We start from the raw sequence: 13,771 nt of genomic DNA, 5'->3' as shown, positions 1-13,771 counted from the left end.
GGTCGGAAAGGAAATATTTAATATGTATACTAAGTTAAGTTTTAACTTAATATACATATTATTTTCCTTAATTAGAAACGTTGTTCCCGGTTGAATCGTCTATCGGCTCATCAAAAATTACACTATCAGCAACTGTTTCTCTTTTCGGTAATGATGTTGGGCAATAATAATTACGAGTAATTTTAACATCAGGTTTTGGGAATTTCCCCATTGTAATGCCTGTTTTAGGATCGGAATATACTTTTTCCATAAATTTACCATAAATAGGAAGAGCCGTTTTAGAGCCTTCTCCGGTTTGGCTATTCATAAAGTGTACATTTCGATCATCGCAACCCACCCAAATTCCAGTAATTAAATCTTTGGTAATACCCATGTACCATCCGTCAGAATAATTAGAAGTTGTACCGGTTTTCCCACCAATTTCATTTCCTTTTTTAAAAAGATCATATTCCCACAGGGCTTGAGATGTTCCTCCTGGTTCCTGTATTCCTCCTTGGAACATATACAACATCAACCATGCCGTTTCTTCGCTAATTACCCGAACACCTTCTGGTTTGAATTCTTTAATCAGATTTCCATCCTTGTCATAGACGCGTGTAACTAATAAAGGTTTAGTTTTAATACCTTTATTTAAGAAAACTCCGTAAGCTGCTACCATTTCAAATAAGGATACATCATTGGAACCTAGTCCAACGGATGGGACTGATTTTAAAGGACTTTCAATTCCTAATTTGTGTGCATATTTAACTACATTGTCCCATCCAACTTTTTCAGTTAATTGGGCGGTTACTGAATTGCAGGATTTACCCATTGCCCAACGTAATGACATATCATAACCTGTGAAATTCCAGTCGGAATTCTTAGGAGACCATGTTTTCTTTTCACCATTTTCTACATAATTGATAGTGACTGGTTGATCTTTAATTTTATCACAAGGCGACCAACCGTTATCAATAGCAGTGAGGTAAACAAAAGGTTTAAATGTTGACCCGGCCTGTCGTTTTGATTGGATCACGTGATCAAATTGGAAATAGTCATAATTAATACCTCCGACCCATGCTTTAATACCTGAGGTAAATGGATCGTAAGTCATCATGCCGGTTTGAAGTATTTTTTCATAATAACCTAAAGAATCCATTGTTGAAAAGGTTGTATCTCGTTCGCCTTTCCAAGTGAATACTTTCATGTGTTTTTTTCTACTTAAATTAGCACTGACTGAATCAGCATTTCCTTTAAACTTTAAAACAAGTTGTTTGTAAATTGGCAGTTTTTGAACCTGGTTTTCTAAATAATTAGGGATTTCATCACCATCTTCATTTGTCCATGGATTTTTCTTTTGCCAGTAGCTATAAAAACGACGTTGCAAGGAAGCCATGCGATCATTAACTGCTTCCTCTGCGTATTGCTGCATACGGGAGTCGATGGTGGTATAGATTTTTAAACCATCTGCATAAATATCATAATCATTTTCTTTCGCCCAGTCTTTCAATAGGTTTCCTGCCGCTGCGCGTATGTAGGAATCTTTTTGTTCCTTATTATCTTCTCTGTAACTAAGGTCTAGTTTAATAGGAAGATTAATTAAACGGTTATATTCGTTTTTATTCAAATGCTTGTGTTTAAGCATTTGAGAGAGAACCACATTTCTTCTATCTTTTGATTTATCAGGATTTGAAATAGGATTGTAAGTGGAAGTCGCTTTAAGCATTCCTACCAGCACTGCAGCTTCTTCAGTAGTTAAATCATTAACCTGTTTGTTGAAGTAACGGTTTGAGGCTACCTTTACACCAAATGCGTTATTTCCAAAACTCACAGTATTGAGGTATAAAGTTAAAATTTCATCTTTGGAATAAATATATTCAAGTTTTACAGCAGTTATCCACTCTTTTGCCTTATAAATAATTGTATTTAGTACCGGAATATGAGTTAAAAGGCCGTATGATTTTTTGCGTCGGGTTTTAAATAAATTTTTTGCTAACTGCTGAGTAATTGTACTAGCTCCACGTCGGTCGCCACTCAGGGTTGAAAAGAAACTAGAAAAGAGCGATCGAATATCAATTCCGCCATGATTATAAAAGCGAGCATCTTCGGTATCAATCAGCGCATTTTTTAAATTGGAAGGCAATTCTTTAAATTCAACCGGAGTACGGTCCTCTTTATAATATCTTCCAATTAAAACACTATCGGCCGTATATAATTCAGAAGCAGTAGCAAGTGGAGGATTTTTAAGCTCTTTTATACTTGGTGAATAACCAAATAACCATAAAAAATTAAGGTCAAGTGCGCCTAAAAATACAATTATGAAAAGTAGTAAATAAATTAGCCCCTTAAGGAATTTGTTATGAGGTAAAAAGCTATTAATTTTTTTTAAAAAAAGCCTAATGTTATTAGTTATAGTATTGAACATCAGTAAATTTGTGTTTAATCATGGTTTGGTACAAAGTAAACGTTTATTTTTATTAACTAAAATCATTTTTAGTTCCTTTTGTTTAAAACGCTTTAAATATTCAACTCAAATTAAATCGAATTATTGCATATTAAAAAGACTATTCCTTCAGAATATTACGATTTTGGAATAGAAGTTAATTTACAGATAATTGGCGATTTTTACCATTGAACGTCAATAAGAAAGTTCGTTAACTATCGATTCTTTAATTAAAACTAAACCAGTGAACAATTAATTTCGTTAGGTTAATAGATACCTAAAACATAAATAGTATGGTAATTTCGATTTTAAATAAAAGAGTTCTTAAATCAATTCAACTGTCATTGATATGTATGATTATTGGGATATTATCTGCTTGTGCGCAGCATGAGAATAGTAAGATACCTCCAATGTCAATTCCAAATTTGAAAAGTAATAAAGAAATAATGATTAAAGAAAAAATCACAGATACAGTAACCTTTGGAGCTGGTTGTTTTTGGTGTGTTGAGGCTATTTTCCAACAATTAAAAGGAGTAATTTCAGTTACTTCGGGTTACTCAGGTGGCTCGATTCAAAATCCAACTTATAAGGAGATTTGTACCGGAACTACCGGGCATGCGGAAGTAGCTCAAATCGTATATGATCCCAAGGTGATTAGTTTCCCTGAATTATTGGAAGCATTTTGGAGCAGTCATGATCCTACAACTATGAATCGTCAGGGAGCAGATATAGGAACGCAGTATCGTTCAGTTATTTTTTATCATAACTCCGAACAGAAAGAATTATCAGAAAAGTACAAAAAAGAACTCAATGCATCCGGTGCATTTAAGAACCCGGTTATTACAGAAATAGCTCCTTTTGCCAAGTTTTATAAAGCGGAAGATTATCATCAAAATTATTTTAATTCGAATGGTGATGCTCCTTATTGTCAATTTGTAATTGCCCCTAAATTAGAAAAGTTCAAAAAAGTATTTCACGATAAATTAAAGGCTCAATAATCAAGGATAGCGATGCATTGCCCCGTTAAATGCAATTGCCACTCTTTTAGTTTTTCTAAAACATAATTTTTAATCATGTATTTAGTGACATATTGCCGAAGGTGTATTTTGCTGATGATTGATTTCAGGACTTAAATACGGAATCCCTAAATTCAATCCTCGTATAATTAAAATCATTCCTAAAATAATAATAAAGGAGGGTACCAATCTTTTTATCCGGTTACGCCATTGTATAGAGATCATACTTGTTGCAAATGAAACCCCAAGCATGGCGGGTAAAGTTCCTAGTCCGAAAAACACCATAAATAATATTCCCTGACCAATATTTGCTAAAGAGGTTGTCCAAACAATACCCAAATAAACAAAACCGCAAGGCAATAAACCATTTAACAGTCCAATACAGAATAAAGAAGCATAATTACTTTGCTTCAATAGATTTCCAATTTTATTTGAGATAAAAGAGATCGGCTTTTTCAATAAACCAGCGTTGGATTGATATAGATACGGAGCCAACACACTAAAAATGATGAATATGCCTAAACTGATAGAAAGCAACTGTTGATAGCCCGCTAATCTGATACCTAAACCCAACAAACCGAATAAGGCTCCAATGATAGCATAGGTAATAATACGACCAATATTATACGTGAAAATTGCCACAACTTTGGCCAAACCTTCATGATTTGAAAAGGGTAGGGCAAGTGCAATCGGGCCGCACATTCCAATGCAGTGGAAACTACCAACAAATCCAAAAACTATGGCTTGGATAGCAATACTCATTTTATTTTATTTAATTTAAAAAGACATCCTTGGTAATGAAATATTCTTTACCTGCTGAACGCCAGCTTAATTGAAGGTTGTACATGCCCTTAACTAATTTGGGAGAAGCAATTACCTGTTTACCTTCTGTATTTATTTGAATGGGCAATTTTAGATCTTTACTTGCATCAGAAGCACGAAATAAATATGCTATTCCTTTTGTATTTTCCTGATTAAATTCTTTCGGGAAGGAAAGAACAATTGATCTTCTTTCAGTTGTGATATCAATTGCTTGTTTTAATGCATTTGCATTTCGGTTAGCATCAATTCTTTGCTGAAATTTTAACTCCTGAACATAATAATCAGGGGCTATCAGTTCAATTTTTTGTTGCATAGCCAGATAAACCAATCCAGCCATAAACAACACAAAACTGATGTACAAAATGGTAATTTTGACTCCCCAATTAAATTTCATATTTGTAACTTTTAAATTATCTTGATACAGGACCTAAAAATGATGTTTTAATCGTTTCTAGTTTTTTACCCTCCGACCAAAGTGTAACGTTCAATTTAGTTGAACGATTTTTAATGATTTCTTTAGGCAAGTAAATGAAAAATGTTCCTTCCGTAATACCCTCCTTTTTTGCATTTAGTGCTTTACCAATTAGCTTAACCTCTGCATTCTTATTTTCTAATCTGATTTCTATGGGAACTTCACTTGAAGTTTTATTGTAAACCTTGATGTTATACAGATTAGATACCCTATTATCTGCCTGTTCCTGATATAGCATTCCTCCAACTCTTGTTATTGTTGACTGTACATCTTTACGAGATATAAAGAGAAAACTCATGAAGCATAACAAAATCGTCAGTATTGCTGAATAACCTATGAGTTTACCTGTGAATTTGTATTTTTCACTTTTCGCGATAGTGTTTTCTGATGCTAATCGTATTAAACCTGTGGGAAGGCCCACACTTGTCATCATAAAATCGCAAGCGTCAATACAGGCTGTGCAGTTTACGCATTCGAGTTGAGTTCCATTACGAATATCAATTCCGGTAGGACAAACCTTCACACACTGATCACAATCAATGCAATCGCCTAAGGTTCGTATTTCATTCTTCTTGAATTTCCCTCGTTTTTCTCCTCTAATACGATCATAAGCCACCACAATTGAGTCTTTATCCAGTAAAACGCCTTGTAAGCGTCCGTAAGGACATATAGAAACACAAATTTGTTCACGCATAAAAGCAAAAACTCCATAAAAAATAAAGCTGAAAATGATTAAGGAAATAAACCCGCTCAAGTGATTTCCAATGGGCTCTTTGATGATCTTAAAAAGATTTTCAATTCCAATTATGTAGGCTAGAAAAGTGTTAGCAATCAGGAAAGAAATTGTAAAAAAGATGAGGTGTTTAGAGCTTTTCTTTATTATTTTTGTATTTGTCAAAGGGCCATTGTTTAATGCTCTTTGCTGATGTTGGTTGCCTTCAATCCAATATTCAATACGACGAAAAACCATCTCCATGAAAATAGTTTGCGGACAGGCCCATCCGCAGAAAACTCTTCCGAAAACAAGTGTAAAAAAGACTATAAATACAATGAACGTCAGCATAGCCACTCCTAGAATAAAAAAATCTTGTGGCCAGAAAGTTACACCGAACAGCGTGAATCTTCGTTCAAGGATATTGAATAGAAATAAGGCTTTACCATTGATCCTAATAAAGGGCAATAGAAAGAATATCAAGAGGTAAAAAACACTCAAAATAGTTCGAATGTTATAGTACTTCCCAACCGGTTGTTGCGCATAAATCCAATTACGTTTTCCTTTTTCATCAACTGTGGCTATATGATCTCTGAATTCTTCAGACCTGTCATGATTATGTTCTGTCATTACACCTTCAATTTATTTCATTGCTTTATTTGTCGAATCCTGAACAGTTGTTTTTGTTGAATCAACTCCAGGAGTTTCTTTTTTCTCTGTATATAAATCACCTTGTTTTTCTTTGGCATTCGGAGGGTTAGAGTTATGGAGTGTTTTGATGTAACTAGCCAACAACTGAATTTGTGACGGAGAAAAATCCTGTTGCCACGATTTCATTCCTTTTTCAGGAACTCCGTATTTAATAGTTTTGAAAATATCCTTTAGGCTTCCACCATGTAACCAATAATCATCAGTAAGATTAGGGCCTACGCTACCTTCTCCCAATTGTCCATGACAAGCGGCACAGGTACTTTTAAAAATCACCTGGGCCTCTTTTAATTGATTAACATCCGTTATTTGCGTAACATTGGTTTCATCGACTAAATTGGCAGCTTTTTTTCGATATTCTTCAATTTGTTTTTGGGCCTTGGCGACTTCCTCTTTATATTCTGCAATTTGTAGCTTTCCACTACCCATTACATGATAATAACCCAAATACACAACAGCAAAAACAATAGTAACTCTAAACAACCAAAGAAACCAAGGAGGCATTTTATTATCCAATTCTTTAATACCATCATAGTCATGATCCATTAACAAATCATTTTCACTTTCAATAGGAACAGTTTGGTTAATACGTTCAAATGAAAATAATTTAAATTTATTCTTTATTGTAAGCTCAACAGCCGTTGCTTGTTCAGCGATTGTTTTTAGTTCGGGTTTAAAAGCGATTTTAATTAACCTTTGAATCATTAACACCATTACAATAATTATCAAAAACTCAACCATCAGAAACCCCATTAATATGTAAGTGTATACTTGCATCATGTCTGTTGATGATGATTCATTAGCATTTGATGCTACTTGAGCAATTGAGCTTGCTCCAAACAGCATGCTAAAGCAGAAGAGAATAATAAATTTTAATTTTTCTCTTATAACAGGGTATGCTTTATTGGATGTAAACATATTATGATGTATTAATTACTTGATAAATCATTGTCATTTAGTGGAATATTACTCATTTCATTCAATAGTTTTTTATTTGATTTAAATACATATACAATTAATAGGATGAAAAAAATAAAGAAAATCAAAAATGATAGTAAAGGGTATATTCCTATTCCGGTAATTGATTCCAAATAATTTATAAAGTTCATTTCGTAGTGTTTTGTTTAGTTATTGTCACTTGTTTGTTTTCAACTTTAATATCTGTACCTAAGCGCTGCAGATAGGCAATAAGGGCAATAATCTCCGTATCGCTTATTGCGTCTTTGATACCATCTTTTTTTAAGCTAGTGGTTATTTGCTCTGCTTGTTTTCTTAAATCGTTATTAGCTATTTTATCATAACCCTCAGGATAGGGAACTCCCAAGATTTGCATCGCCCGGATTTTAGCCTCGGTGGTACTGGTATCAAGTTGATTATCAAACAGCCATGAGTATGTTGGCATAATAGATCCGGGAGACATTGAAACCGGTTCAAGCATGTGATTATAATGCCATGAATCTGGATATTTTCCTCCTACACGTTGTAAGTCAGGGCCGGTACGTTTTGAGCCCCATTGGAAAGGATGATCATATACATATTCACCAGCTTTGGAATAATCTCCATAGCGCACTACTTCATCGCGAAACGGACGAACCATTTGAGAATGGCAGTTATAGCAACCTTCACGCAGGTAAATGTCCCGCCCTTGTAATTCAAGTGGCGAATACGGTTTAACATTTGAAATGGAAGGGATATTTGATTTAATGAGAAAAGTGGGAACCATTTCAATAATACCACCAATAAGTATAACAATTAAACTAATGATCATCATTTTAACTGGTTTTCGTTCAAGCATTCGATGCCAAGTTTCTCCGGTTTCATGCAGTATCGGTGTTAAAGCCGCAGCTTCAGCATCTTCATTTTCAAGAAATACTCCTGATTTAGCAGTTATAGCAAGGTTATAGGTCATTAAAACTACTCCAGATAAGTATAAGATCCCACCGAATGAACGCAGGGCATACATTGGAATGATTTGCTGGACAGTTTCAATAAAATTAGGGTACCTCAATGTACCTTCTTCTGTAAACTCTTTCCACATTAAGCTTTGGGTAAAACCGGCAAAATAAAGCGGTACAACGTAGAATAGAATACCAAAAGTTCCTATCCAGAAATGGATATTAGCTAACCGTTTTGAGTAAAGTTGTGTTTGGAATAAGCGTGGCCATAACCAATAAAGTACTCCAAAAGATAAGAATCCATTCCAGCCTAATGCACCTACATGCACATGTGCAACAGTCCAATCGGTATAATGGCTGATTGTATTTACATTTTTCAATGAGAGTAACGGACCCTCAAATGTAGCCATTCCGTAAGCGGTAAGGGCCACTACCATAAATTTCAAAACAGGTTCTTCCCGCACTTTATCCCAGGCCCCTCGGAGGGTCAGTAACCCATTAAGCATTCCTCCCCAAGATGGTGCGATGAGCATAACGGAAAATACAACTCCCAAAGACTGAGCCCAATCAGGAAGGGCGGTATACAATAGATGATGAGGTCCTGCCCAGATATAAAGAAAGATTAATGACCAGAAGTGAACAATTGATAACCGGTAAGAATATATCGGTCGATTAGCTGCCTTAGGCAGGAAGTAATACATTAAGCCTAAATAAGGCGTTGTAAGGAAGAATGCTACTGCATTATGGCCGTACCACCATTGAACCAAAGCATCTTGTACCCCTGCATACCATGAATAGCTTTTTAGGATCCCTACCGGAATTTCAAAAGAATTTACAATATGAAGTACAGCAATCGTCACTAGTGTAGAAATGTAAAACCATATAGCTACATAAATATGTCGTTCACGGCGTTTAATAATTGTGCCGAAAAAATTTATACCAAATATTACCCAAATCAGTGTGATGGCAATATCTATTGGCCATTCCAGTTCAGCATATTCTTTACCAGTGGTATAACCCATGGAAAGCGTTATGGCTGCAGCAAGAATAATTATTTGCCAGCCCCAGAAATGTAGTTTACTTAGAGTATCGCTAAACATGCGGGCTTTGCAAAGCCGCTGTAAGGAATAATAAACCCCCATAAAAATAGCATTGCCTACAAATGCAAAAATGACTGCATTGGTATGGATTGGCCTGATTCGACCAAAGGTGGTGTAGGCAATTCCAAAGTTTAAATTAGGAATTACTAATTGTAAGGCTGCCAGAAGACCTACGCTCATTCCTATTATACCCCAAAAAACGGTGGCATTGGCAAACTGCCTTACAATTTTGTTATCGTATTGAAATTTTTCTAGTTGCATAAATTCCAAACTTATTTGTGTTCATTAGTTGAATTATCTGATTGTTGTTGAAGTGGCTGCTTAGGCATAGGTTTATCCTCGAATAATATTCTTACAGAGGGGGTGTAATCATCTTCATATTGTCCGTTTTTAATTGCGGAGATACATACAATCAAAAAGCCGACTGAAACAATAAAACTAACTCCGAGTAAAAGGATGAGGGCACTCATTTTTTATTAAATTTATAGTATGAATGAAAGTGATTATATCTTAAAGTCTGAAAATTTTGGCAAAAAGAAAGCTAAATCCGGTCGTAAACAGGATGATGGAAATTGACATGCTCGGCATAAGGATGGCTGCAATAACAGGTGCTAATAACCCTTGAACAGCAAAGAATAAGCCAACTAGATTATAAATCAGGGAGATGATAAAACTGCCCCAAATAATGTTTTTGCCAATTTTCGCAAAACGAATATAATCACCCAGCTTAACTAGATACTTACCATCCAAAATAACATCGCAAGCAGGAGAAAAATTATTAATATCATCAGAAATAGCAATCCCCACATTGCTTTGCTTTAATGCCCCCGCATCATTTAAACCATCGCCCAGCATTAAAACTTTTTTTCCTTCGTCTTGCAAGGATTTGATGAAATCAAGTTTGTTTTCGGGTGTTTGATTAAAAAATAAGCGTACGTTTTTGCCGAAAATGTTTTCTAAACGCAATTGCTCAGCATCATTATCACCAGAAATTAAGGCAAGATGGTAGTTCTTATTTTTTAAATTGGTAATCAAATAGTTGAGTCCTTTTCGGTATTGATTGGAAAGATGATAGTATCCTATTATTTGATTGTTTATACTAACAAAAACACTTGTCGATTCATAATTTTGGGGTTGGGTTGCACCGACGAATGTTTCTGAACCAATTTTAATGTGGTTTCCAGCTACTTTACCACTAATACCAGCGCCTATAATTTCATTAAAATGCTCAACTCTTAATGATTTTATACCTTTATAATGATTAAAAATAGCTTTACTGACAGGATGAGTGGATTGCGATGCAACCGATTTGACTAATTGAATTTGGATTTCATCCAAGGTGTGATCCTCGAACGAAATTTTCATTTCGCCATTGTGAGTTATGGTTCCGGTTTTGTCAAACACGATCGTATCCACCTCTGCTAATGATTCAAGGACAGTTGCATTTTTAAGGTAAAAATGATTCCTACGGAGTATTCTTAATATACTACCATTAGTAAAAGTTGCCGATAGCAAAAGTGAACATGGACAAGCTATAATCAACATAGCGGTTATTGAGTTTAATATCCGAGTTGAATCATTAAAAGCCCAATAAATGGCAACAGTACCAACCAAAGTCAATAATACAATTGAGAAATACTTACTTAATCCATGAATAAATGAAAGTTTTTTGTCTTGGTTATTCTTAAAGACTTCTTTATTCCATAATTGGGTAAGATCGCTGTTTGATACCTCTTTTATTACTTCAAGCTCTATTGCTGCTCCATATTGTTTTCCGCCAGCATATACCAATTCACCAATGCTTTTCTTTACTAATGCCGCTTCGCCGGTCACAAAACTGTAGTCAATATTGGCATCGCCATAAAAGAGTATAGCATCTGCAGGAATCAGTTCATTGTTACGGATGATCATTCTGTCGCCCGGTTTTAAGTTCAAAACCGGAATATTTTCCTCAGCTGTGGCTCGTTTTACAGTAACAGCTATTGGAAAATAAGATTTGTAATCTCGTTCAAACGATAAACGTTTATGCGTATACATTTGCAGGTACCGCCCTGTCAGCATGAAAAAAATAATACCGGTTAATGCATCCATATAACCAACCCCAGAACCGCTTAGAATTTCATACAAACTACGGGTGTAAGTAATGATCAATGCCAATACAATGGGGGCATCAATATTTATAATTTTCTTTTTTAAACTTTTACAGGCAGAAAGATGAAATTCACTGGCAGGATAAATAAAGGCTAACGTTCCTAATGTGAAATTTAAAGCGTTAAAAACATTTTTCAGAAGAGGGAGCTCAATTGAACCATTTGAAAAATATTCGGGAAAGCTCAGCATCATACTGTTGGCGAAACAAAAACCAGCAATACCAAGCTTAAGTATCAGCCCCTTATCAATCTTTTGGATTTTTGTATCAGTTATATCATTAAGGTTAATATGAGGTTCATATCCAATATTGTTACATAAAAAAGCAAGCTGCTCAAGAGTTAATTCCTTTTCTTTATAAATTATATAGATTTTTTTTGCTGTGAAGTCAACACGTGAACTAATAATGCCATCGTTGATTTTATGTAGATTTTCGAGTAACCAAATGCATGAACTACAATGTATTTGAGGCAAAGAAAATACCACATGTGTTTGTTCTCTATCTGTAAAGCAAATGAGCTTTTGTTTGACTTCGGGAGAATTTAAGACTGAAAATTTGGTGGATGTTTGATGAACCCGTTGACTTACTCCGGGATTATTGCTGATTGTATAATATTCGCAAAGATTATTTTCTGCAACTATACTATAAACAACTTTACATCCATTGCAACAAAAAACCTTGTTGTCAAAATGAATGATTTCTTCTTCGCAGTTTAGGCCGCAATGGTAACAACTTGTTTTTAGCTCTGTTATTTCCATTTAGCAATTTAATTAAAAATCAATAATATATTTTACTAATTTTTTAATTAAAAATTTTCAATAAATTTCTTTTAAAGAAACAAAGTTGTTATCAGAAACCAGAATTAAGCTTTGGTGTCCGATGGCTAATTTGGAACCGAAAATGATGCCTTCAAGTTTATCAATCAATACGGAAAAATCCTTTAAGTTAATAAGCAGTTTTTTGCTAACTGGTTTATAGCGTTTTTTGTAATGCTCTCGATCAATTTACGTTTAACTTGTTTTTAAATCGACCTCATAAATTTTAACACTGAAATAGGAGGGAATCTGTCCAATGCAAACGAACGTTTCATTATGTATAATTTATCTTTTGAAACACTCCACTCCATTCATTTTAACTCTTGAAGGAAAATTTATAAAAGAAGTAAAAGAATAAAAATCTTCTTCAAAATATTGAAGCCATAAGAAATCTTGCGGCTACTTTGCTTATTTTGCATCATTATGAGAAAAACACTACTGTTCTTCATTTTTCTGCTAAGTGCTCTTTCTTGTTTAGCACAACGCAACAACCTTGACTTTTATATTAGTCATGCATTGAAGAACAGCCCTTTGCTAAAAGACTATCAAAATCAGATGGCTTCAAATTCGATAGATAGTTTATTGTTAAAAGCTACGTATAAGCCACAGGTCAATGCAAGTTCCACCAATTTTTACGCACCCACTATAAATGGAATAGGGTATGATCAGGTAATTACCAATGGTGGAGGGTATAATGCTTTGGTAACTGTAAGTAAAAGTATTACCGACAGTAAAAAGGTTGCCGCTCAATTAGCAACTATTCAATTGCAAAACGAAGGAATTAAAAACACGTCGACTATTTCTGAACAAGACCTGAAAAAATCCATTACTGCACAGTATATTATTACGTTTGGAGATATACAACAACTCAACTTTAATAAGGAAGTTTTAACACTCTTAAAAGAAGAAGAGCAGCTTTTAAAAGCATTCACTGAAAAAAATGTCTATCGTCAAACTGATTATCTTACTTTTTTAGTGATCTTACAACAACAAGAATTACTTTTAAAACAGGTTAATATTCAGTATCAAAATGATTACGCCACGTTAAATTATTTGTGTGGTATTAATGATACGTCGAAGGTAAACCTACCGACCCCTGCAATTGAATTACAACCATTGCCGCAAATTTCAAATTCTATATTTTTAAAACAGTTTGATATCCAAAGTTTGAAATTAGCCAATAGTAAAGCGCTTGTTGATTTAATCTACCGACCTAAAGCCAGTGTGTATATTGATGCTGGATATAATTCAACATTAACATACCAACCATACAAAAATTTTGGAACGAGTTTCGGCATCAGTGTGAGTGTTCCGATTTATGACGGTAAGCAGCGCAAAATGCAATACGATAAGTTAACTTTTGCAGAAAAAACGACTACCGATTATAAAAACTTCTTCATCAATCAATACAACCAGCAAATAGCTCAATTAACACAACAATTATTGTCTACTGAGGGCCTTATTCTGGAAATCAACAAACAAATAAAATATTCTGAAAGCTTAATAATTGCTGAAAGAAAACTGTTACAAACCGGAGATTTAAGAGTTGCCGACTTTGTAATTGCAATCAACAATTATTTAAACGCAAAAAATTTACTAACTCAAAATACCATTAACCGCTTACAAATTATTAACCAGATTAATTACTGGAACAGATAAC

Annotated in this window: 11 protein-coding genes; 2 read left to right on the top strand and 9 right to left on the bottom strand. The window is 34.4% G+C overall.

The window, feature by feature from the left end:
* Window positions 1-67: 67 nt before the first annotated feature.
* Window positions 68-2,404, bottom strand: a complete 2,337-nt coding sequence (locus tag FN756_RS03835) for a penicillin-binding protein 1A (protein WP_142601630.1) — start codon at window positions 2,402-2,404, stop codon at window positions 68-70.
* 464 nt (window positions 2,405-2,868) lie between these two features.
* Between FN756_RS03835 and msrA the strand changes: the two genes are divergently transcribed.
* Entirely contained in the window at window positions 2,869-3,420 is a 552-nt protein-coding gene (msrA, locus tag FN756_RS03830) for a peptide-methionine (S)-S-oxide reductase MsrA (RefSeq protein ID WP_246085417.1), read from the top strand.
* Window positions 3,421-3,501: 81 nt separating this feature from the next.
* Here the strand turns inward: msrA and FN756_RS03825 are convergent, their stop codons facing one another.
* The 8 genes from FN756_RS03825 to FN756_RS14745 form a co-directional block, all read right to left on the bottom strand.
* Window positions 3,502-4,200 (bottom strand): sulfite exporter TauE/SafE family protein, encoded by a 699-nt coding sequence (locus tag FN756_RS03825; protein ID WP_142601627.1) that lies wholly within the window; start codon window positions 4,198-4,200, stop codon window positions 3,502-3,504.
* A 10-nt stretch (window positions 4,201-4,210) separates the two neighbouring features.
* Window positions 4,211-4,654, bottom strand: coding sequence for a FixH family protein (locus FN756_RS03820; protein ID WP_142601625.1), 444 nt, complete (start codon window positions 4,652-4,654; stop codon window positions 4,211-4,213).
* A gap of 16 nt (window positions 4,655-4,670) precedes the next feature.
* Window positions 4,671-6,074 carry a cytochrome c oxidase accessory protein CcoG gene (ccoG, locus tag FN756_RS03815; RefSeq protein ID WP_142601623.1) on the bottom strand — a complete coding sequence of 468 codons (1,404 nt, stop codon included), beginning with the start codon at window positions 6,072-6,074 and terminating at the stop codon, window positions 4,671-4,673.
* Window positions 6,075-6,086: 12 nt separating this feature from the next.
* A complete protein-coding gene (locus FN756_RS03810) occupies window positions 6,087-7,070 on the bottom strand; it encodes a cbb3-type cytochrome c oxidase N-terminal domain-containing protein (protein WP_142601622.1) in 984 nt (327 codons plus the stop codon).
* A gap of 187 nt (window positions 7,071-7,257) precedes the next feature.
* Window positions 7,258-9,408, bottom strand: coding sequence for a cytochrome-c oxidase, cbb3-type subunit I (gene ccoN / locus FN756_RS03800; RefSeq protein ID WP_142601618.1), 2,151 nt, complete (start codon window positions 9,406-9,408; stop codon window positions 7,258-7,260).
* 11 nt (window positions 9,409-9,419) lie between these two features.
* A complete protein-coding gene (locus FN756_RS03795; RefSeq protein ID WP_142601617.1) occupies window positions 9,420-9,617 on the bottom strand; it encodes a cbb3-type cytochrome oxidase assembly protein in 198 nt (65 codons plus the stop codon).
* A 40-nt stretch (window positions 9,618-9,657) separates the two neighbouring features.
* On the bottom strand, window positions 9,658-12,054 hold the full coding sequence (locus FN756_RS03790; protein WP_142601615.1) for a heavy metal translocating P-type ATPase: 2,397 nt from the start codon (window positions 12,052-12,054) through the stop codon (window positions 9,658-9,660).
* Between the two features lie 57 nt (window positions 12,055-12,111).
* Window positions 12,112-12,300 carry an esterase-like activity of phytase family protein gene (locus tag FN756_RS14745; protein WP_142602174.1) on the bottom strand — a complete coding sequence of 63 codons (189 nt, stop codon included), beginning with the start codon at window positions 12,298-12,300 and terminating at the stop codon, window positions 12,112-12,114.
* 234 nt (window positions 12,301-12,534) lie between these two features.
* On the opposite strand from FN756_RS14745, the gene FN756_RS03780 reads away from it, so the two are divergent.
* Entirely contained in the window at window positions 12,535-13,770 is a 1,236-nt protein-coding gene (locus tag FN756_RS03780) for a TolC family protein (RefSeq protein ID WP_142601613.1), read from the top strand.
* Window position 13,771 lies beyond the last annotated feature (1 nt).

The organism is Solitalea koreensis, assembly GCF_900182575.1.
Taxonomy (GTDB): Bacteria; Bacteroidota; Bacteroidia; order Sphingobacteriales; family Sphingobacteriaceae; genus Solitalea; species Solitalea koreensis.
This window is presented reverse-complemented; position numbering and strand designations above follow the sequence as displayed.